Genomic DNA, 19769 nt, shown 5'->3' with positions numbered 1-19769 from the left:
GGTGGGGACCGCCTTTGCCTGGGGCCAGACTAGGGATGGGGGGGCAATCGCGAAAATAGTATTTAGCTGGGGCTTGCCGATAAATTGGCGAAGGGTGGATGGGCACCGCTGCGCGCCGCATCGCCATAGTTTTTTCCTGCCCTGTGCCGAGGAAAATGTTGGTTTCGCCGCTGCCTTGGCCCGCCGAGAATGCCGGTAACTCAACACAGGAGCTGCACCATGACCTTCTCCATCATCGGCCGCTGCCAGGAAACCGGCCAGGTCGGCATCGCCATCAGTTCTTCGAGCATCGCCGTCGGCGCCCGTTGCCCGTGGGTGCGCGCCGGGGTCGGTGCCGTGGCCACGCAGAACATCACCTTACCGGCCCTCGGCCCGCAGATCCTTGATGCCCTGGAACAAGGCCAGCTGCCGCCTGCCGCGGCGCTGGACCGGGTGCTGAGTGCCAATGGCTGGAGCGAGTATCGCCAGGTCACGGTGATCGACAGCCAGGGGCAGGTGGCGCTGTTCACCGGCAAGGAAGCGCTGGGCACGCACAATGCGGTGGCGGGCGAGCAATGCGCGGCAGCCGGCAACCTGCTGTCGTCGCAGACGGTGATCGCGGCCATGGTCGCGGCGTTCGAGCAGGCTGGTGGCCATCTGGCTGATCGTCTGCTGGCGGCCATGCACGCGGCAATGGCGGCCGGGGGCGAGGCGGGGCCGGTGCACTCGGCGGCCTTGAAAATCGCCGGCGAGCTGACCTGGCCGCTGGTTGACCTGCGGGTGGACTGGACCGAGCAGGACCCGATCGCCGAACTGGACTCCCTATGGCAAGCCTATCGCCCGCAGATGCAGGACTATGTGACCCGCGCGCTGAACCCGACCGCCGCGCCCAGCTACGGAGTGCCCGGCGATGAGTGAAGCGAGCAGTCGCGTGCTGCTGGAGCGGCTGGTCGGCTTCGCCACGGTCAGCCGTAATTCCAACCTGGAGCTGATCGCCTTCATTCGCGATTATCTAGCCGGGTTTGGCGTTCACAGCGAGCTGTTCCACAACGATGAAGGCACCAAGGCCAACCTGTTCGCCACGATAGGCCCGCTTGACCGGGGCGGCGTGGTGCTGTCCGGGCACACCGATGTGGTGCCGGTCGACGGCCAGGCCTGGAGCGTCGAACCGTTTCGCCTGAGCGAGCGCGACGGGCGCCTGTATGGCCGTGGCACGGCCGACATGAAGGGCTTCATCGCCTCGGTGCTGGCGGCGGTGCCGGCGTTTCTTGCCCAACCCCTGAAGATGCCGGTGCACCTGGCGTTCTCCTATGACGAGGAAGTCGGCTGCCTGGGCGTGCGTTCGATGTTGGCGGCCGTGGCGCAGCGCCCGCACAAGCCGCGGCTGTGCCTGATTGGCGAGCCCACCGAGCTCAAGCCGGTGCTCGGCCACAAGGGCAAGCTGGCCATGCGCTGCGAGGTGCACGGTGCCGCCTGCCATTCGGCCTATGCCCCCTATGGGGTCAACGCCATCGAGTACGCGGCGCGGTTGATCGGCAAACTGGGCGAGATCGGTGATGAGCTGGCGCATCCCGAGCATCACGACGGGCGTTTCGACCCGCCGTTCTCCACAGTGCAGACCGGGGTGATCAAGGGTGGACGGGCGTTGAACATCGTTCCCGAGGAATGCGAATTCGACTTCGAAGTACGCGCCTTGCCAGGCTTTGAAGCCCAGGCGGTGGCCGACCGCCTGCAAACCTACGCCGAGGCCGAGCTGCTGCCGCGCATGCGTGCGGTGAATGCGGCCAGTGCGATTCGCTTGCGGCCATTGAGCGCCTACCCGGGGCTGGCCACGCCTGCCGCCAGCGAGGCCGCGCAACTGGTGGCGTTGCTCAGTGGCTCGGATGACTTCGGCACGGTGGCGTTCGGCACCGAGGGCGGGTTGTTCGACCAGGCGGGGATTCCCACCGTGGTTTGCGGGCCGGGGAGCATGGAGCAGGGGCACAAGCCCGATGAGTTCGTCAGCGTCGAGCAGTTGCGTGGCTGCGATGCGATGCTGCGGCGCTTGGTCGAGTACCTGACGCAGGCATGATCGATGGCGATGCAAACCCGCCCCGGCAGGGGCGGGGACCCGGTTGACTTAAGCCGGCACCATCGCAAAGCCCACGCCGAAGCGGTTCCAGGCATTGATGGTGGCGATGGCCAAGGTCAGGTTGGCGATTTCCTTGGCGCTGAAGTGCTCGAGCAACGCCTGGTACTCGTCTTGCGGCGCGCCGCGCTCCGGGAGGCGGGTCAGGCTCTCGACCCAGGCCAGGGCGGCACGTTCGCGGGGAGTGAAGTAGCGGGTCTCGCGCCAGACGCTCAGGGTCTGCAGGCGCGCCTCGGTTTCACCGGCCTTGCGCGCATCGTTGGCGTGCATGTTGACGCAGTAGGCGCAGCCATTGACCTGCGAGGCGCGCAGGCGGATCAGCTCCAGCAGCGAGTGTTCCAGGCCGGAGGCGACCAGCGCCTGTTCGAGGCCGATCATGGCCTTGTAGGCTTCCGGCGAGTGCTTGGCCCATTCGATACGGTCATGCATGGTGAGGCTCCAAAGGTGTTCAGGTGGCAAGTGGCACTACCTTAGCGCCGCGTCGCGCCGTGCCGAATAGCCAATCCCGCGCTTTGCCAGGAGGCCAATCGCGCATTTGGATGGCCACTGACAGGCATCCAATCTCTTCATTTCTGTCGGCGCGTCGCAGCCGGGATAATGGCCGGGTCAATACCGGAGAACCGTTTCATGTCCGCAGATCGCTACATGCGCGAGGCCCTCGAGCTGGCCCGCGCCAATATCCAGGCCGGCGGCCGCCCGTTCGGCGCCGTGCTGGTCTACCAGGGGCAGGTGATCGCCCGCGCCGTCAACGAGATCCACAGCACCCAGGACCCGACCAGCCACGCCGAGATGCAGGCCATCCGCCAGGCCGCCCAGGTGCTCGGCCGGCCGCGCCTGGAGGGCGCCGAGATCTATGCCAGCGGCCACCCGTGCCCGATGTGCCTGGCAGCCATGCACCTGTGTGGCATCGAGCGTGCCTGGTTCGCTTACGACAACGACGAGGGCGAGCCCTATGGGTTGTCCACCGCCGCGGTGTATGCGCAGATGGCCCGCCCGCCGCAGCAGCAGAGCCTGCCCCTGCGCCCGCTGAAACCCGTGGGTGAGGGCGGCCTGTACCGTGAATGGCAGCAGGCCAGCCAAGGATGAGGGGCGCGCTGAACCTGTTGCTGGTGGTGCTGCTGGCCCTGAACCTGCGGCCGATCCTCACCAGCATCGGCCCTTTGCTCGAACCCATGCGCCAGGGCACCGGCCTGGGTTACCAGCAGGCGGCGTTGCTGACTGCGTTGCCGGTGCTGTGCATGGGCCTGATCCCGTTGTTGCAACCCTGGCTGCGGCGCTGGCTGAGCGAGCATGGCGGCATGCTCGCAGGGCTTGCGGCCATTGCCCTGGCCTGCCTGTGGCGCCTGCAGCTGGACAGCGCCTGGGCGTTGATCGCCAGCGCCGTGGTCGCCGGCTTGGGCGTTGCCGTGGTGCAGGGCATGATGCCGGGGCTGGTCAACCGCTGGTTCCCCAGCCGCCTGGCGGCGAGCATGGGGCTGTATTCGGCGGCGTTGATGAGCGGCGGTGGTTTGGCCGCGGTGCTCGGCCCTGCGATTGCCGCACACTTTGGCCATTGGCAATTCGGCCTGGGCCTCTGGGCGCTGCCGGCGCTGCTGGCAATGGCCGCCTGGGTGCTGCTGCGTCCGCGCCAGCTCACGCCAAGCCTGGCCGCCGGCAGTGGCGGGCACTGGTTCGGCAACCGCAGGGCCTGGCTGCTGGCGTTGTACTTCGGGCTGATCAATGGCGGCTATACCAGCATGGTGGCGTGGCTGCCGGCCTATCACCTGGAACACGGCGGCACGGCCCAGGGGGGCGGCGAGCTGGTCGGCCTGATGACCCTCTTCCAGGTCTGCGGAGCCCTGGGTCTGCCATTGCTGCTGCGGCGCCTGGTCGATCGCCGGCCTGGCCTGTGGTTGGCCTTGCTGATCCAGCTCGGTGGCTTCCTCGGCCTGCTGCTGGCGCCGGCCAGCGCCATGGGCCTGTGGGTGGCGATGATCGGCCTGGGCCTGGGAGCCTGCTTCAGCCTCAGCCTGACGCTGACCCTGGAGCACCTGCGCAGCCCCGGCGAGGCCGGCAGCCTGGCGGCGTTCGTCCAGGGCGTGGGCTTCATCGTCACCGGCATCGTGCCGTACATCACCGGCTGGCTGCGCGATGTCAGCGGCGACTTCCAGGCCTCCTGGACCCTGCTGGCCTGCACCGTGCTGGCGATGTTGCTGGTGACCGCGTGCTTTGCGCCGCAGGGCTACGCCAGGGCGATTGCCCGTGGCCAGCGGCCCAGTGAAGCGCTGGTCAACTGAGGCGCTGCAGGGTGTCGGCGACCCGGTCCAACGCCGGGTCGATATCCAGCAGCTCGATGGCACCGAAGCCCAGCAGCAGCCCCGGCCGCACCGGGGCTTCGCTGAAGAACGGGGCCAAGGAGTAGAGGCCCACCTCCACCTTGCGCGCCAGGCTGATCAGCAACTCGACATCCACTCCAGGCTTGGCCAGCGCGCTCAGGTGGAAACCGGCGCTGGTCGGCACCGCGTCGAACCACGGCGCCAGGTCGCCGCCAAGCCGCGCCAGGATCCGCTCGCGGCGGGCGCTGTACACCTCGTGGCAACGGCGGATGTGCTTGTTCAGGTGGCCTTCGCCAAGGAACCGCGCCAGCGCCCATTGCTGCAGGGTCGGGCTGTGCCAGTCGCTCAGGTGCTTGGCCACGCAGGCGGCCTGCAGCACGGCGGGCGGGAGCACCGCATAGCCCAGGCGCAGCTCGGACAGCAGGGTCTTGGAGAACGTCCCGACATACGCCACCAGGCCATGCCGGTCCATGCGTTGCAGGGCCTCGGCGGCAGGCCCCTGGTAGCGGAACTCGCAGTCGTAGTCATCCTCGATGATCAGCGCGCCAAGCGCGGCAGCTCGCGCCAGCAGCGCCTCGCGCCGTGGCACGGCCATGGGCATGCCCAGCGGGAACTGGTGCGAGGGGGTCACGTAGATCAGCCGGGTGCCATCCTCGATCTGCTCCACGCACAATCCCTGGTCGTCCACCGGCACTGACTGCAGGCGTGCGCCCAAGGCCTGGAACAACTGCCGGGCCGGTGGGTAGCCCGGGTCTTCCATGGCCACCTTGCAGCCGGGCTCGACCAGTACCCGGGCAATCAGGTCCAGGGCCTGCTGGGCGCCGTTGCACACCAGCACATCACTGGGGTCGCTCTGGATACCCCGGGTGAAGGCAATGTGATGGGTGATGGCCTCGCGCAGTTCGGGCAGGCCCTGGGCGGAAAACTGCCGCTCGGGGTGACGCTGGCTGCGGCGCAGGGCGTAGTTCATGCAACTGCGCCACTGATCGTAGGGAAACTGCGACTTGCTCGAGGCGCCGCCGATGAAGTCATAGCGCGAAGGCGCGTCCAGCGCCCGCTGGGCCAGTACCGTGGCGCGCTGGCGCCAGCCTTCGAGGGTGTCGGCGGCGGCTAGCGGTATATGCTCGCTGTCGCCCTGGCGCAAGGAGCGGCGTGGGGTAATGAAGGTGCCGCGGCCAACCACGCCGCTGAGCAGGTTGTCGTAGGTCAGGCGTGAATAGGCTTCGGCCACGGTCTTGCGCGAGACCCCCAGCTGTTCGGCCAGCAGGCGGGTGGGCGGCAGTTGCGTGCCGGCGGCGAGGTGGCCGCTGTCGATGCCGGCGCGCAGTTGCCGGTAGAGCTGCTCGGCAAGGCCTTTGCGGCCTTCGAGGCGGATGTGCAGTTCCATCGTGGGAAGGGTCCGAAGCGCAGGGATGTAGAAGCTTCGGGGTTTATCGGCAAAGCCGCAAGGGCCGCAGGCGCGAGCCAGACCCGCGCCTGCAGGCCGCGGGTGTTCACAGGCGGGCGGTGCTGATGGTGATGTAGCCTTTTGCGGGCAGCGCGATGCGGATCACCGTTTGGTCGTCGCAGGCCTTGCGTTTCTGCCTGATGCATACGCCATCCACCGTGGCCTCGCGCATGCGGGCGGGGATGGCGCGGCCCTTGGCGTCGAAAAAGGCCTCGCTGGCGAGCAGCTCGACGCGCTCGATCAGTTGGCGGGTGTGCTCGTCGGTGGCGCAGAAGAAGCGCACGCCCGACAGGTTCGGGTTGTCGTCGGGGTTGCTGACTTCATGGGCCAGCAACTGGCGCAGGGTATGGCGCAGTTCGCGGGTGGGGCGGTCGTGTGTGGGCATGGCATGGCCTCGTCTGGATGGGGTTGGCCGCGTCGGGGCGACCGTAACGTCTCCAGGTCGGATGATGTTTTGCCGAGGGTGTGGCAACAATCAAGAAGCGTCCTTGCTTTTGGTAGGAGGGTTCCGAAAATATAGGCAGGAGGTTGAACATCGCCTTGATCCGCGTCAGCTCCAGCGCCTGTTGCCGAGTCCGTTCATGCCCAGTCAGAAGGCTTGGGATCGAGCGCCGCCTCGACGATCTCGACCCAGTGCCGCACCGGTGTTCGCCCAGCGCTTCCAAGGTGCACCTGGCAACCGATGTTGGCAGTGGCAATGACCTGTGGGCTGCCGCTCTCCAGGGCATGCAGGCGATCATCGCGCAATTGCCGCGCCAGCGTCGGCTGGGTCAATGAATAGGTGCCGGTCGAGCCGCAGCACAGGTGGCCATCGGGCACCGGGGTGAGTTGAAAGCCCAGGCGCGTCAGCAGGCTGTCCACCGCGCCGCCGAGCTTGAGCGCGTGCTGCAAGGTACACGGGCAGTGAAAGGCCAGGCGTTGCTCGGCGCACACCCCCAGTTGCTCCAGTGGCTCGGCCTGCAGCACCTGCACCAGGTCACGGGACAGCGCGCTGACCTTGGCGGCCTTGTCGGCATAGCGTGGGTCGCCTTCGAGCAAGTGACCATAGTCGCGCACGAATGCGCCGCAGCCGCTGGCGGTCTGCACGATGGCCTCGGCGCCGGCCTCGATGGCCGGCCACCAGGCGTCGATGTTGCGTCGGGCACGCTCCAGGCCGCGTGCCTGGGCATCCAGGTGATAGTCCACGGCCCCGCAGCAAGCGGCCTCGGCTATCGGTTCGACACTGATACCGAGGCGGTCGAGCAGGCGTGCGGTGGCAGCGTTGGTATTGGGTGAGAGCGCTTGCTGCACGCAACCCTCAAGCAGCAATACGCGGCGGGCGTGACCCGTTGGCGGGCGCTGGCCGGCGGCGGCGATCCGTGGCGGCAGCTTGGCCTTGAGGTTGGCAGGGAGCAGGGGGCGCAGGGCTAGGCCGGTGTGGAGCAAGGCCTTGAACAGCGCCGGCCGCGGCACTACCGCACGCAAGCCGCCGCGCAGCAGGCGCTGGCCCAGTGGTCGCGGCACCTGACGGTCGACCACCGCACGGCCGATATCCAGCAGGTTGTGGTACTGCACCCCTGACGGGCAGCTCGTCTCGCAATTGCGACAGCTCAGGCAACGGTCCAGGTGCGTCTGGGTGCTGGCGCTGACCGGTTCGCCTTCGAGCACCTGCTTGATCAGGTAGATGCGCCCGCGTGGGCCGTCCAGCTCGTCGCCGAGCAACTGGTAGGTGGGGCAGGTGGCGGTGCAGAAGCCGCAGTGCACGCAAGAGCGCAGGATGCGCTCGGCCTCGTCGGCGCGGGCCAGGCAGCGGGCGGAGTCACTCAGTCGGGTTTGCATGCCGTGGCCTCACAAGTGTGCATACAGGCGGCCAGGGTTGAAGATGCCCTGGGGGTCGAGTTGGCGCTTCAGCGCCTGGTGGTAGCGCAGCGTCATCGGGTCCAGAGGCGCGCTGCTGTCGTCGCCGGGCGCGTAGGCGGTGGCATGGCCGCCGACCTCGGCCAGCAGGGCACGCAGGGTGGCCGCCGGCGCCTCGGACTTGAGCCAGCGCTGGGCGCCGCCCCAGTCGATCAGCTGCTGCCCGGGCAGATCTAGCACGCCACAGGTGATGGGCAGGGACAGCCGCCACAACGTGGCCGGCGCGGTGAAGAACGCCAGGCGTTGCTCGCGCAGGTCGCCCCAGTACTGCGGGTCGAGTACCTCGCCGCCCAGGCGCTCGCGTGCCGAGCGCACCGAGCCTTCGCCGCCCTCCAGGCGCAGGTGCAGCGCCTCGCCGTCGTGGCTGGCGGCGCTGATCGGCAATGGCTGCTGGCCCCATTCGGCCAACCTGGCCAGCGCCTGGCGGGCATCCATCTCCAGGCGCAGGCCCAGGCACTGGCGCGGCCTGGGCAGCACCTTCAACGAAACCTCGGTAAGCAGCCCCAGGCAACCGAAGCTGCCCGCCATCAGCCGCGATACGTCGTAGCCGGCGACATTCTTCATCACCTCGCCGCCAAAGCGCAGGTGCTTGCCGTGGCCGGTGATCAGCCGGGTGCCAAGTACATAGTCGCGCACCGCGCCTGCCCAGGGCCGGCGCGGCCCCGAAAGCCCGGCGGCGACCATGCCGCCCAGCGTCGCCTCGGGTCCCAGGTGCGGCGGCTCGCAAGGCAGCATCTGCCCGGCCTCGCGGAGCGTCGCCTCGATCTCGCGCAGCGGCGTGCCGGCGCGGGCGGTGAGCACCAGTTCGGTAGGGTCATAGCTGACGATACCGCTGTGCCCACGGGTATCGACCAGCTCGCCGGTCACCGGGCGGCCAAGCATGGCCTTGCTGTTGCCGCCCTGGATGCGCAGCGCGGTACCCTGGCGCAACGCCTGGTTGACCTGCTCCAGTAACTGCTGGCTGAGATCCGTGCCCATCAGAAGCGCTCCAGGTCGGGGAAGGGCAACTGCCCATGGTGCACATGCAGCGCGCCGAACTCGGCGCAGCGCTGCAGGGTGGGGATGTTCTTGCCCGGGTTGAGCAGGCCCCGTGGGTCGAAGGCGGCCTTGACCGCGTGGAACAGGGTGATCTCGTCGCTGTTGAACTGGGCGCACATCTGGTTGATCTTCTCCCGGCCCACGCCGTGCTCGCCGGTGATGCTGCCGCCCACCGCCACACACAGCTCGAGGATCCGGCCACCGAGGGCTTCGGCGCGTTCCAGCTCGCCGGGCAGGTTGGCGTCGAACAGGATCAGCGGGTGCATGTTGCCGTCGCCGGCATGGAACACGTTGGCGACCCGCAGGCCGTATGTCTCGGACAGTTGGCTGATGCCAGCGAGCACGCGCGGCAGCTCGCGCCGCGGGATGGTGCCGTCCATGCAGTAGTAGTCCGGCGAAATGCGCCCCACCGCCGGGAAGGCGTTCTTGCGCCCGGCCCAGAAGCGCCCGCGCTCGGCTTCGTCGCAGGCCAGGCGCACCTCGCGGGCACCGGCCTGGCGCAGCACGGCATCGACGCGGGCGCAGTCGTCCTGCACATCGGCCTCGACCCCGTCCAGTTCGCACAGCAGGATCGCCGCCGCGTCCACCGGGTAGTCGGCGTGGATGAAGGCCTCGGCAGCGCGGATCGCCAGGTTGTCCATCATCTCAAGGCCTGCCGGGATGATCCCGGCGGCGATGATATCGGCCACCGCGCGCCCGGCGTCCTCGACGCTGGCGAAGCTGGCCAGCAGCACCCGCGCCACTTGTGGCCTGGGCAGCAGCTTGACGGTGACCTCGGTGACGATGCCGAGCAGGCCCTCGGAGCCGGTGAACAGCGCCAGCAGGTCGAAGCCGGGGCTGTCCAGGGCGTCGCTGCCGAGGGTCAGGCGCTCGCCCTCGACGGTGAGAATGTCCACCTTGAGCAGGTTGTGCACGGTCAGACCGTACTTCAGGCAGTGCACGCCGCCGGCGTTCTCGGCGACATTGCCGCCGATCGAGCAGGCGATCTGCGAGGAGGGATCCGGCGCGTAGTACAAGCCGTAGGGTGCCGCCGCCTGGGAAATCGCCAGGTTGCGCACGCCGGGCTGGACCCTGGCGAAGCGGCCTTGCGGGTTGACTTCGAGGATGCGGTTGAATCGTGCCATCACCAGCAGGATGCCCTGGCTCAGCGGCAACGCGCCGCCCGACAGACCGGTGCCGGCACCGCGCGCGACCACCGGCACGCCGCGCTGGTGGCAGAGCCGCAGTAGCGCCTGCACCTGTTCCAGGCGCTCGGGCAGTGCCACCAGCAGGGGCAGCGTGCGGTAGGCCGAGAGGCCGTCGCACTCATAGGGCTTGAGGTCTTCGCTGCGGTGCAGGATGTCCAGGTCGGGCAGGGCCTCGCGCAGTGCGGCCAGCAGCGCCGGCTTGTCCACGCTGGGCAACGGGCCGTCTACACGTTCGTCGTAGAGGATGTTCATCGGCGCTCCTGCGCAGTGGCCTATTGCGCCAGTTGCCTGATCATTGCCACCGTCAGGTACAGGCGCGGCGCCACGCTGGCGATCTCCATGTACTCGTCGTCGCCATGCAGGCCGGCGCCGACCACGCCCAGGGTCTCCAGCACTGCGGGCTTGTCGCTGTCGGGCACGTAGGCGTAGCCGGCGTCGGTGCCGAAGCGCATGGCGATGGGCTGCAGTTGCCGGTCGATCTTGCTGTAGAGCTGCCGCGCAGTTTGTGCAAGCTGCGTGGAGGCGTCGTTCTTCGCCAGCGGCGGCCGGCCTTTCTCCATGACCAGCTCGACCTGGGTATCGGCGACCAACTGCTTCTTGATGATCCGCAGGGCATCCTCCTGCACCCGCTCGGTTTCGCTCAGGTCGGAATAACGCATGTCGGCCTCGGCGCTGGCCTGGGCAGGGATGATGTTGGCCTTTTCCCCGGCCTTGGCCAGGGTCCAGTTGACGGTGGTGCCCTTGTCCTTGTCGCCGAGAGCGTTCAATTGCAGCAACTGGTGCGCCAGTTCGATCAGCGCGTTGCGCCCGGCCTCGGGCGCGGAGCCGGCGTGGGAGGCACGGCCGTTCACCGTGAGTTTCAGGCGGTTGATGCCGTTGGTGGCGACGGTCACCGCGTCCTTGTCCGGTGGCTCGTAGGAAAAGACGAAGTCGTGCTGGCGTGCCAGCTCGGCGATTAGCTGCCTGGAGCCTGCCGAGCCCATTTCCTCGTCCGGGTTGAACAGCACGGTGAGGGTGCGATAGCCCTTGTACTGCTGGTCCTGCAGCAGCTTCAGCGCATGCAGGATCATCGCCACGCCGCCCTTGGCATCGGCCACGCCAGGGCCATAGGCGCGTTCGCCTTCGATACGGAACGGGCGCTTGGCCACGGTACCGGGGCCGAACACCGTGTCGTAGTGGACCATCAGCAGGAAGTCCTTGTTGCCGGTGCCCTTGAATGTGCCGACGATGTTGTCGCCCACCGACGGCGTGGCCGGCTGGGTGGTGACCTTGGCGCCCAGGGTCTCGAGGCGTTTGACCAGCTCGGCGCCGACCTGTTTCAGGCCCGCCTCGGTACCGGTGCCGGTGTCCACCGAAACCAGGGACTTGAGGGTTTCCAGGTAATGGGGCTGTTCGGCCTGGGCCTGGCTGTACAGCTCCTGGGGCGTGGGCTCGGCGGCCTGGGCGGTAGCGCAGGTGAGGGCGAGGGCCAGAGTGCAAAGTCGCAGATGCATGGGCAGGGTCTCGTTGTCATGAACCCTTCAGCGTAGACCCTACCCGATGAATGGCCGCCCGAGCCGTCGTGTCTACAGGCCGTAACGATGCGCCAGACGCTGGTTTGACAACTGCCCGGCCAGGCCCAGGCGGGCACCTTCAAAGGCTTCGTAGCGCTCGAGCTCATGCAGTGACGGGATCGAGATCAACCGCTGCGCATCGAAGTCCTGCAACGCCGCCTCGACCAGGTCCTGCGCCGTCATCACGATAGCCGGGTCGAGGTTTTCCACCGGCAGCCCGCCGATGGCCCAGAAGTCCGTGGCGGTGGCGCCGGGCAGCACGGCCTGGACCTGCACGCCGCTGCCGGCCAGCTCCTTGTGCAACGACTGGCTGAAGGCGGTGACATAGGCCTTGCTCGCGCCGTATACGCCGTTGAGCAGTTCGGGCGCCAGGCTCACCACCGACGAGATGTTGATCACCGCGCCGCGCCCGCGGCCGACGAAACCGGGTACCGCCGCGTAGGTCAGGCGGGTGAGGGCGGTGACGTTGAGGGCAATCATCCGGCTCATCTGCTCCACGTCGCTGTCCAGCAGCGGGGTGTGGGTGCCGACCCCGGCATTGTTGACCAGCAGGTCGATGCTGGCGTCCTCGCGCAGGCGCGCCTCGATGCGTGCCAGGTCCTGGGCATCGGCCAGGTCTGCCGGCAATACCTCGACGCTGTGGCCGGTCAGGGTGGTGAGGCGCTCAGCCTGCGCGTTGAGGCGTTCGCGGTTGCGCGCCACCAGGATCAGGTCGTGGCCACGGCGGGCCAGCTGTTCGGCGTACACAGCACCGATGCCGGTGGATGCGCCAGTGATGAGTGCGGTGCCTTTCAAGTTCATGGTTGTGACTCCGTGGGTTGGGGTGAGGCCATGATGCTAGGCTTTGCCGTTGGCGCAAATGACGCATATAGTACGTATTCGAGACATGCTCTGGAGTGTACCCATGCATCGGGTCGGTTATCTGTTGTGCGAAGGGTTCCAGGTGATGGCGCTGGCCTCGCAGTCGGTGTTCGAGTTCGCCAACCTGCTGGCCGGGCGGCCGGTCTACGCCTTGGGCAACTTCAGTGTCGCAGGCGGCCCGCTGCGTTCGTCGCTGGGCCTGGTGCTCGACACCCAGGCGGTAGGGTCGCCGAGCCATGCCGATACCTGGCTGGTGGCGGGCACCTTGTCGCCGGTCGACTTACCGCCTGCACCCGAGTCGGTCACACTGGTGCGGCGCCTCGGCGGCCAGGCCCGGCGCACGGCGGGCATCTGCACCGGGGCTTTCATACTGGCGCAGGCCGGCCTGCTCGACGGGCGCCGCGCCACCACCCACTGGGCCTTTGCCCGTGAGTTCCGCGAGATGTTTCCGCGCATCCAGCTGGAGGAAGACCGCATCTTCATCGCCGATGGCAACCTGTGGACCTCGGCCGGCATGACCGCCTGCATCGACATGGCCCTGGGCATGGTCGAGCAGGACCTGGGCGCCGAGATCGCCCGGGGCGTGGCCCATCGCCTGGTGATGCACCAGCGCCGTTCGGGCGGGCAATCGCAACATTCACAGCTGTTGGCCATGGCGCCACGCTCGGACCGTATCCAGGCGGCGCTGGAGCATGTGCGCGGGCACCTGGGGCAGCCCCTGACCGTCGAGACACTGGCCGAGGTGGCGCACCTGAGCCCGCGTCAGTTCAGTCGCGTGTTCAGCGCCGAGACCGGTGAATCGCCGGCCAAGGCCATCGAGCGCCTGCGCCTGGAGGCGGCGCGGCTGCTGATCGAACAGAGCCGCCACAGCCTTGATGTGGTAGCTCGCGAGACCGGTTTTCGCGATCGTCGGCATCTGCGCGAGGCGTTCCTGCGCGGCTTCGGCATTCCGCCGCAGGCCGTGCGCCGCGATGCGCGGCGCCTGGACAGCGAGGTGCCGGCATGAAGAAACTCGTGCGCATGGACGACCTGCAGGTGTTCGTCAGTACCGTGGCAACCGGCAGTTTCTCCGCGGCGGCGCGCCAGCTGGACATCTCGCCGGCCCTGGCCAGCGGCGCCGTGCAGCGCCTGGAACGCAGCCTGGGGTTCCGCCTGCTGGTGCGTTCGACCCGGCGCCTGCGCCTGTCGGATGAAGGCCAACGCTACCTGCCCCATGCGCGCCAGGTGCTCGAGGCACTGGTGGAGGGCGAAATGGCCCTGGAGCAGGGGCGTGAGGAGATCGGCGGGATGTTGCGCCTGTCCATGCCCTCGGACCTGGGGCGCAATGTGCTGCTGCCCTGGCTCGACGAGTTCCAGTTGCAGCACCCGGGCATCAGCCTGCAACTGCGTCTGAGCGACCAGGTGGCGGACATGGTTGGGGATCGCCTGGATGCCAGTATCCGCTATGGCCAGTTGGCCGATTCGGGCCTGGTGGCGCTGCCCCTGGCTGCGGACAACCGCCGCACGCTGTGCGCCGCGCCGGCCTACATCGCCCGCCATGGCGCGCCGCGCACGCCGGAGGAACTGGTCGGGCACAACTGCCTGCGCTATGTGATGGGCGAGCAGACCCACGAACGCTGGGGCTTCCACCTGCCGGACGGGGTCAGGACGGTGAGTGTTTCGGGCGATCGCACCAGTGACGACGCCGATGTCGTCCGCCGTTGGGCGGTGGCGGGGCTGGGGATCGTCTACAAGTCGCGGTTGGATGTGCTGGCCGACGTGCGGGCCGGGCGGCTCGTGGAGCTGTTCCCACCAGAATGCTGCCAGGCGGCGCCGCTGCAACTGGTGTGCGTGCACCGCCAGGCGGTGTCGCCGGCGATCCAGCGGTTGCGCAGCTACCTGGGGGAGAAGTTTGCCGAGCTTGGCTAGCAAGGCGCCTGCAGGTACGTCATCGCGCCTACAGGGCCCCTATCGGACTAGAAACCTTCCAGTACAACCTTGCCCTTTGCCTTGCCGCTTTCGATCAACTCATGGGCGCGGCGCAGGTTGGCCGCGTTGATCGCGCCGAAATGCTCGCCCAGCGTGGTCTTGATCACGCCTTCATCGACCAGCCCGGCGATTCGCTCCAGCAGTGCGTGCTGCTTGATCATGTCGGCGGTCTGGTACAGCGAACGGGTGAACATCAGCTCCCAGTGCAACGACAGCGACTTGCGCTTGAGCGGCACCACGTCGAGGCTGGCCGGGTCGTCAATCAGTGCCAGGCGGCCTTGTGGGCGCAGCACCTCGACCAACTGGGCGAAGTGGCGGTCGGTGTGGGTCAGACTGATCACCAGGTCCACTTGGCCAATGCCCACGGCGTCCAGCTGGGGCGTCAGCGGCTGGTTGTGATCGATCACCTGGTGGGCGCCGAGTTGGCGTACCCAGGCTTGGGTTTCGGGGCGCGAGGCGGTGCCGATCACGGTGAGGTTGGTGAGCTGGCGCGCCAGCTGGGTGAGGATCGAGCCCACGCCACCGCCGGCGCCGACGATCAGCAGGCTTTGCCCTTCGCCGCCGCCTTCGCGCACGCCCAGGCGGTCGAACAGCAGCTCCCAGGCGGTGATCGAGGTCAGCGGCAGGGCGGCGGCGCTGGCATTGTCCAGGCTGCGCGGCTTGTGGCCGACGATGCGCTCATCGACCAGGTGCAGTTCGCTGTAGCTGCCGGGACGGTCGATGGCACCGGCATAGAAAACCTCGTCGCCGGGCTGGAACAGGGTCACCTGTTCACCGATGGCGCGCACCACACCGACCGCATCCCAGCCCAGCACCTTGGGTTGGCTGGTGCTGCCGCTGCCGGCGCGGACCTTGGTATCGACCGGATTGACCGCGATGGCGCGGACCTCCACCAGCAAATCGCGTGGGCCGGGGACAGGGGCGGGCAGGTCGCTGTCATAGAGCGAGGCCGGGTCGGTAAGCGGCAGGCCGTGTTGGGTGAAGACGATGGCTTTCATGGCATCAGGGTCCCTGAGTGGTAGGTAGGGCAACCTTAGCCTGCAAGATTTATCGCAAAAACATCGCAATCACGGGAACAGTTTCAGCATTTTCTTGAAAATGTAGCGGCCATGCTGGTCAGAACCAGCGATCGTTGCGTTTGCGCCCACGGGTCAGCGCCGGCAGGATCAGCCCTGCCAGCAGCCCGGCGCCGGCGATGCTGCCGCCATACACCATGTAGCGCATCATCACCTGCTTGTTCTCGTCACCCAGGCGCGCCTGGGTATCGCGCAGGCTCGACTGGCTCTGCTCGAGCTGCTCGTTGAGTGCCTTGTTGCGGGTTTCCAGCTCGTCGATCAGCGCCTTGCGCGAGTCGAGGGTCTCCTGCATGCCCTGCACGCGGTTCTTCCAGCTGTCGTCGATGGTCTTGAGCTGGCCGGACAGTTCGGCCACCTGGGCGTCGAGCTGCGGCAGGCGCTCGCTCTGGCCGGGCACCGCCTGCAGGTCACTGGTGAGGATCCACACCAGGTCGCCGCTTTGCCCGCGTACCTGGCTGTAGTTGCCTTGGCTGGTGACCAGGGTGACCTTCTGCCCGGACTTGAGCGTGCCGACGATGCGATGGCCATCGGTAGGGCCGCTGCGTACGTAAGTGTTCAGGCTGTCACTGACCCAACGCGCATCAGTGGCCGGCTCTTCGGCGTGGGCCGGGGCGGCGAGGGCGATCAGGGCGGCGATCAGGCCACCGCGCAGGGCGGTGAGGGCAGGGGAAGCGGGCTGGATGTCTGGCATGCTGGTCTTCGCTGAAACAGGACGAATGAAGGCCCGATGACTGGGCCGGCGATCCGGTCGGGTGGATTGACCGTCAGCGAAAGACCGTTTTTTTGTAGGCAGGTTCACCACCTGGCGCAGGAAATATCTGCAAAATATTGCGAAAAACCAGGACTTATTGGCTGCTGTGGGCGCCGGCTCGCCGGCGAAAGGGCCGCAAAGCGGCCCCAGTGCCTTCAGGCCACTACTTCATAGCACGGCACATACGCCGCCCCACCGGGCAACTTCATGCGGTGCTGGTCGACGAATGCCTGCAGCAGGCGCCCGAGCGGGTCGAGGATCGCCGCATCGCCGCGGATCTGGTAAGGCCCGTGCTCCTCGATCAGGCGGATGCCCTTGTCCTTGACGTTGCCGGCAACGACGCCCGAGAACGCCCGGCGCAGGTTGGCCGCCAGCTCGTGTGGCGGCAGGTCGCGGCGCAGGGCCAGGTTGGCCATGTTCTCGTGGGTCGGGTCGAACGGGCGCTGGAAGCCTTCGTCGATCTTCAGCAGCCAGTTGAAGTGGAAGGCGTCGTTGCGCTCGCGGCGGAACTGCTTGACTGCCTTCAGCCCCTCGACCATCTGCCGGGCCACTTCGGCCGGGTCGTCGATGATGATCTGGTAGTGGCGTTGCGCCGCCTCGCCGAGGGTGGCGCCGACGAAGGCATGCAACTGCAGCAGGAACGGCTCGGCGCTGCGCGGCCCGGTGAGCACCACCGGGAACGGCAGGCCCTGGTTGTCCGGGTGCATGAGGATGCCGAGCAGGTAGAGGAACTCCTCGGCGGTACCGGCGCCGCCGGGGAAGATGATGATGCCGTGGCCGACACGCACGAAGGCTTCAAGACGCTTCTCGATGTCCGGCAGGATCACCAGCTCGTTGACGATCGGGTTGGGCGCCTCGGCGGCGATGATGCCCGGCTCGGTCAGGCCCAGGTAGCGGCTGCCGTGCATGCGCTGCTTGGCATGGGCGATGGTGGCGCCCTTCATCGGCCCTTTCATCACGCCCGGACCGCAGCCGGTGCAGACATCCAGCTTGCGCAGGCCCAGCTCGTGGCCGACCTTCTTGGTGTACTGGTATTCCTCGGTGCTGATCGAGTGGCCGCCCCAGCACACCACCATCTTCGGCTCGACACCGGGGCGCAGGGTGCGGGCGTTGCGCAGCAGGTGGAAGACGTAGTCGGTAATGCCTTGCGAGCTTTCCAGGTCGATGCGCTGGCTGGCCAGTTCGCTCTCGGTGTAGACGATGTCGCGCAGGGCGCTGAAGAGCATCTCGCGGGTACTGGCAATCATCTCGCCATCGACGAAGGCGTCGGCCGGGGCGTTGAGCAGTTCCAGGCGCACGCCGCGGTCCTGCTGGTGGATGCGCACCTCGAAGTCCTTGTAGGCCTCGAGGATGGTCTTGGCATTGTCGACATGGGCGCCGGTGTTGAGGATGGCCAGGGCGCACTGGCGGAACAGGGTGTAGAGGCTGCCGGTACCGACTTCGCTCAGTTGCTGGACTTCACGTTGCGACAGCGTCTCCAGGCTGCCCTTGGGGCTGACGGAGGCGTTGATGACATTGCGTTGGGGCATCTGGTCTTTCCTGTGCGGGTAAAACATCCTTCTTGGACAACACCATACAAGCAAATGTGCGTGGCAACGAGGGGCCGGCTGAAAAAGCCTGTGGGCAAGCCCGCTCTCACAAGGTGCCTCACGCCACCTTGAACACATGTTTCAGGTATGCCACGAAGTTCTCGTCCCGGCACTGGGTCTTGCCCGGGCTGTCGGAAATCTTCGCCACTGGCGCGCCGTTGCAGGCGGTCATCTTGATCACCATGTTCATCGGCGTGACCCCGGGAATGTCGCAGGTCAGGTTGGTGCCGATGCCGAAGCTGACGTTGATCCGCCCGTGCAGGGCGCGGTAGAGGGTCAGCATCTTCTCGAAGTCCAGCCCGTCGGAGAAAATCAGGGTCTTGCCCTTCGGGTCCATACCCAGCCGTTCATAGTGGGCGATGGCTTTCTCGGCCCAGGCCAGCGGCTCGCCCGAGTCATGGCGCAGGCCATCGAAGAGTTTGGCGAAGTACAGGTCGAAGTCCTTCATGAACGCGTCCATGCCGATGCAGTCGGTCAGGGCGATGCCAAGCTGGCCGCGGTACTCGCGCACCCAGCACTCGAGGGCGGCGGCCTGGCTGTCCACCAGGCGCGGACCGAGCTGCTGGTGGGCCATGAACCATTCGTGGGCCATGGTGCCGATAGGCTTGACCTGGTACTCGCGGGCCAGGTGCACGTTGCTGGTGCCGACGAAGCGCCCGGGGAAATCGCGCTTGAGGATGTGCACCACCTCTTCCTGCACCCGGTAGGAGAAACGCCGGCGGGTGCCGAAGTCGGCCAACTGCAGGCCGGCCAGTTCGTCGCCGCTGGCCTCGGCCTTGAGCCAGTCGAGCTTCTGGTAGAGGCGCTCACCGACCTGTTCGATCACCACCTCGCGGTAGCGATAGCGGTTGCGTACTTCACTGATGATCGCCAGCAGCGGGATCTCGAACAGGATCACGTGCAGCCAGGGGCCGCGCAGGCGGATCGCCAGTTGCCCGGCGTCGTCCAGGCCCACCTGCACATAACGCAGGTTGAAGCGGAACAGGCTGAGGAAGCGAATGAAGTCCGCCTTGATGAACGGGATCTTTTCCAGGTAGGCCAGCTGGTCGTGGGTAATCGACACATCGGCCAACTGCTCGACCTGGTAGCGGATCTCGGCGAGATAGGGCGCCAGGTCCTCGTTGTTGCGGCAGCGGAATTCCCATTCCACCTCGGCGTTGGGGTAGTTGTGCAGCACCGCCTGCATCATGGTGATCTTGTAGAAGTCGGTATCCAGCAGGTTCTGGATGATCCGTGGGCCGAAAACGCTGTCGCTCATGGGCGAGCCTCCTTGAGGGCGGTGAGCTGGGCGTCGAGGGCCTGTTCGTCGCCGCACAGCTGGATGCCCGCATTGACCATTGCAGTGCAGGCAGCCTGTGCGCCCTCAGCGCTCAGTGCGCGGCAGGCCGGCAGGTACAACAACACCTCGAAACCGGCGCGGCGCAGTTGCAGGGCGGTGGTGCGCACGCAGTAGTCCAGCGCCAGGCCACCAACGATGATCGCCTGTACCTGTTGCACCTTGAGGAACTCGATGACACCGGTGGAGCGGCGTTCCGCCAGGTCGTGGTAGCAGGCGCCGTAGGGGTGCAGGTCGGGTTCGACGCCTTTCCAGACGAAGTAGTCGTAGTCGATGGGGGCGGGCAGGCCGGGGAGCAGTTCGAAGCCGGGCGTGCCGGGGACGCAGTGGCTGACCCAGGTCAGGTCGGCATTGGGCAGGGCCAGGGGTTGCAGCATCTGGGCCGGCTCGGCGACTGCCCAGGCGGCGTTTGCCGGGTGGGCGTCTTTGCTGCCCAAGCGCAGCGTGGCACGCTGGGCCATGGTGTTGAGCGCAGGCGCGATCAGGTGGCCGCCAGGTACCGGCAACTCCTGGGGAGCGTTGGCGGTAAAGCCGTTTTGCGCGTCGACGTCGAAGCTGGCGATGATCATGGGCAGAGGTCCTCGGCTGAGATGGTCATATAATTCACCTGGTGTACTATGTGTGTCAAGGCTATTCCCACATTAG

The 19769-nt window shown here is 67.2% G+C and carries 19 protein-coding genes; 6 read left to right on the top strand and 13 right to left on the bottom strand.

From position 1 onward, the window contains the following. The first annotated feature begins 219 nt into the window (after positions 1-219). The gene (locus LOY42_RS14875; RefSeq protein WP_139670804.1) at positions 220-897 is read left to right on the top strand and encodes a DUF1028 domain-containing protein; all 678 of its coding nucleotides are present in this window, start codon (positions 220-222) and stop codon (positions 895-897) included. Beyond that, on the top strand, positions 890-2050 hold the full coding sequence (argE, locus tag LOY42_RS14870) for an acetylornithine deacetylase (RefSeq protein ID WP_139670806.1): 1161 nt from the start codon (positions 890-892) through the stop codon (positions 2048-2050). The genes LOY42_RS14875 and argE overlap by 8 nt, the downstream gene beginning before the upstream one ends. Before the next feature lie 48 nt (positions 2051-2098). On the opposite strand, the gene LOY42_RS14865 is transcribed toward argE, so the two are convergent. Beyond that, positions 2099-2536, bottom strand: coding sequence for a carboxymuconolactone decarboxylase family protein (locus LOY42_RS14865; RefSeq protein WP_038705936.1), 438 nt, complete (start codon positions 2534-2536; stop codon positions 2099-2101). A 198-nt stretch (positions 2537-2734) separates the two neighbouring features. On the opposite strand from LOY42_RS14865, the gene LOY42_RS14860 reads away from it, so the two are divergent. Then, positions 2735-3193: a nucleoside deaminase gene (locus LOY42_RS14860; protein ID WP_139670808.1), complete on the top strand. Its 459-nt coding sequence runs from the start codon at positions 2735-2737 to the stop codon at positions 3191-3193. Further along, positions 3190-4383 (top strand): cyanate transporter, encoded by a 1194-nt coding sequence (locus LOY42_RS14855; RefSeq protein ID WP_258598106.1) that lies wholly within the window; start codon positions 3190-3192, stop codon positions 4381-4383. The genes LOY42_RS14860 and LOY42_RS14855 overlap by 4 nt, the downstream gene beginning before the upstream one ends. Here LOY42_RS14855 and LOY42_RS14850 read toward each other — a convergent pair. The 7 genes from LOY42_RS14850 to LOY42_RS14820 all read right to left on the bottom strand — a co-directional run bounded on the left by LOY42_RS14850 (position 4376) and on the right by LOY42_RS14820 (position 12344). Then, entirely contained in the window at positions 4376-5809 is a 1434-nt protein-coding gene (locus tag LOY42_RS14850; protein WP_139670812.1) for a PLP-dependent aminotransferase family protein, read from the bottom strand. The two genes, LOY42_RS14855 and LOY42_RS14850, sit on opposite strands and share 8 nt — an antisense overlap. Positions 5810-5915: 106 nt before the next feature. After that, entirely contained in the window at positions 5916-6254 is a 339-nt protein-coding gene (locus LOY42_RS14845; RefSeq protein ID WP_139670814.1) for a hypothetical protein, read from the bottom strand. A gap of 194 nt (positions 6255-6448) precedes the next feature. Next, entirely contained in the window at positions 6449-7687 is a 1239-nt protein-coding gene (glcF, locus tag LOY42_RS14840; protein WP_258598102.1) for a glycolate oxidase subunit GlcF, read from the bottom strand. 9 nt (positions 7688-7696) lie between these two features. Then, complete coding sequence (gene glcE, locus LOY42_RS14835; RefSeq protein ID WP_258598100.1) at positions 7697-8743, bottom strand: glycolate oxidase subunit GlcE; 1047 nt, start codon at positions 8741-8743, stop codon at positions 7697-7699. After that, a complete protein-coding gene (gene glcD / locus LOY42_RS14830) occupies positions 8743-10242 on the bottom strand; it encodes a glycolate oxidase subunit GlcD (protein ID WP_258598098.1) in 1500 nt (499 codons plus the stop codon). Before glcD ends, glcE begins: the two co-directional genes overlap by 1 nt. Positions 10243-10262: 20 nt before the next feature. After that, positions 10263-11483, bottom strand: a complete 1221-nt coding sequence (locus tag LOY42_RS14825) for a M20/M25/M40 family metallo-hydrolase (RefSeq protein ID WP_258598096.1) — start codon at positions 11481-11483, stop codon at positions 10263-10265. A gap of 72 nt (positions 11484-11555) precedes the next feature. Then, positions 11556-12344 (bottom strand): SDR family oxidoreductase, encoded by a 789-nt coding sequence (locus tag LOY42_RS14820; protein ID WP_258598094.1) that lies wholly within the window; start codon positions 12342-12344, stop codon positions 11556-11558. 103 nt (positions 12345-12447) lie between these two features. On the opposite strand from LOY42_RS14820, the gene LOY42_RS14815 reads away from it, so the two are divergent. Both LOY42_RS14815 and LOY42_RS14810 read left to right on the top strand, forming a co-directional pair. Continuing rightward, the gene (locus tag LOY42_RS14815; protein WP_258598092.1) at positions 12448-13410 is read left to right on the top strand and encodes a GlxA family transcriptional regulator; all 963 of its coding nucleotides are present in this window, start codon (positions 12448-12450) and stop codon (positions 13408-13410) included. Continuing rightward, a complete protein-coding gene (locus LOY42_RS14810) occupies positions 13407-14312 on the top strand; it encodes a LysR family transcriptional regulator (RefSeq protein WP_198754498.1) in 906 nt (301 codons plus the stop codon). The genes LOY42_RS14815 and LOY42_RS14810 overlap by 4 nt, the downstream gene beginning before the upstream one ends. Before the next feature lie 47 nt (positions 14313-14359). Here the strand turns inward: LOY42_RS14810 and LOY42_RS14805 are convergent, their stop codons facing one another. The 5 genes from LOY42_RS14805 to LOY42_RS14785 form a co-directional block, all read right to left on the bottom strand. Beyond that, entirely contained in the window at positions 14360-15370 is a 1011-nt protein-coding gene (locus tag LOY42_RS14805; RefSeq protein WP_258598089.1) for a zinc-binding alcohol dehydrogenase family protein, read from the bottom strand. 118 nt (positions 15371-15488) lie between these two features. Further along, on the bottom strand, positions 15489-16139 hold the full coding sequence (locus LOY42_RS14800; protein WP_094011156.1) for a TIGR04211 family SH3 domain-containing protein: 651 nt from the start codon (positions 16137-16139) through the stop codon (positions 15489-15491). A gap of 215 nt (positions 16140-16354) precedes the next feature. Beyond that, positions 16355-17728, bottom strand: coding sequence for a nucleotide 5'-monophosphate nucleosidase PpnN (gene ppnN / locus LOY42_RS14795; protein WP_046855903.1), 1374 nt, complete (start codon positions 17726-17728; stop codon positions 16355-16357). A gap of 118 nt (positions 17729-17846) precedes the next feature. Beyond that, positions 17847-19046 (bottom strand): nicotinate phosphoribosyltransferase, encoded by a 1200-nt coding sequence (pncB, locus tag LOY42_RS14790; protein WP_139670831.1) that lies wholly within the window; start codon positions 19044-19046, stop codon positions 17847-17849. Further along, the gene (locus tag LOY42_RS14785) at positions 19043-19693 is read right to left on the bottom strand and encodes a nicotinamidase (protein WP_258598086.1); all 651 of its coding nucleotides are present in this window, start codon (positions 19691-19693) and stop codon (positions 19043-19045) included. Before LOY42_RS14785 ends, pncB begins: the two co-directional genes overlap by 4 nt. Positions 19694-19769: the final 76 nt, after the last annotated feature.

The organism is Pseudomonas sp. B21-023 (genome assembly GCF_024749165.1).
Lineage (GTDB): Bacteria > Pseudomonadota > Gammaproteobacteria > Pseudomonadales > Pseudomonadaceae > Aquipseudomonas.
This window is presented reverse-complemented; position numbering and strand designations above follow the sequence as displayed.

Coding starts and splice junctions, on each gene's coding strand:
- LOY42_RS14875 (WP_139670804.1), top strand. CDS start 220: ATGACCTTCTCCATCATCGGCCGCTGCCAGGAAACCGGCCAGGTCGGC.
- argE (WP_139670806.1), top strand. CDS start 890: ATGAGTGAAGCGAGCAGTCGCGTGCTGCTGGAGCGGCTGGTCGGCTTC.
- LOY42_RS14865 (WP_038705936.1), bottom strand. CDS start 2,536: ATGCATGACCGTATCGAATGGGCCAAGCACTCGCCGGAAGCCTACAAG.
- LOY42_RS14860 (WP_139670808.1), top strand. CDS start 2,735: ATGTCCGCAGATCGCTACATGCGCGAGGCCCTCGAGCTGGCCCGCGCC.
- LOY42_RS14855 (WP_258598106.1), top strand. CDS start 3,190: ATGAGGGGCGCGCTGAACCTGTTGCTGGTGGTGCTGCTGGCCCTGAAC.
- LOY42_RS14850 (WP_139670812.1), bottom strand. CDS start 5,809: ATGGAACTGCACATCCGCCTCGAAGGCCGCAAAGGCCTTGCCGAGCAG.
- LOY42_RS14845 (WP_139670814.1), bottom strand. CDS start 6,254: ATGCCCACACACGACCGCCCCACCCGCGAACTGCGCCATACCCTGCGC.
- glcF (WP_258598102.1), bottom strand. CDS start 7,687: ATGCAAACCCGACTGAGTGACTCCGCCCGCTGCCTGGCCCGCGCCGAC.
- glcE (WP_258598100.1), bottom strand. CDS start 8,743: ATGGGCACGGATCTCAGCCAGCAGTTACTGGAGCAGGTCAACCAGGCG.
- glcD (WP_258598098.1), bottom strand. CDS start 10,242: ATGAACATCCTCTACGACGAACGTGTAGACGGCCCGTTGCCCAGCGTG.
- LOY42_RS14825 (WP_258598096.1), bottom strand. CDS start 11,483: ATGCATCTGCGACTTTGCACTCTGGCCCTCGCCCTCACCTGCGCTACC.
- LOY42_RS14820 (WP_258598094.1), bottom strand. CDS start 12,344: ATGAACTTGAAAGGCACCGCACTCATCACTGGCGCATCCACCGGCATC.
- LOY42_RS14815 (WP_258598092.1), top strand. CDS start 12,448: ATGCATCGGGTCGGTTATCTGTTGTGCGAAGGGTTCCAGGTGATGGCG.
- LOY42_RS14810 (WP_198754498.1), top strand. CDS start 13,407: ATGAAGAAACTCGTGCGCATGGACGACCTGCAGGTGTTCGTCAGTACC.
- LOY42_RS14805 (WP_258598089.1), bottom strand. CDS start 15,370: ATGAAAGCCATCGTCTTCACCCAACACGGCCTGCCGCTTACCGACCCG.
- LOY42_RS14800 (WP_094011156.1), bottom strand. CDS start 16,139: ATGCCAGACATCCAGCCCGCTTCCCCTGCCCTCACCGCCCTGCGCGGT.
- ppnN (WP_046855903.1), bottom strand. CDS start 17,728: ATGCCCCAACGCAATGTCATCAACGCCTCCGTCAGCCCCAAGGGCAGC.
- pncB (WP_139670831.1), bottom strand. CDS start 19,046: ATGAGCGACAGCGTTTTCGGCCCACGGATCATCCAGAACCTGCTGGAT.
- LOY42_RS14785 (WP_258598086.1), bottom strand. CDS start 19,693: ATGATCATCGCCAGCTTCGACGTCGACGCGCAAAACGGCTTTACCGCC.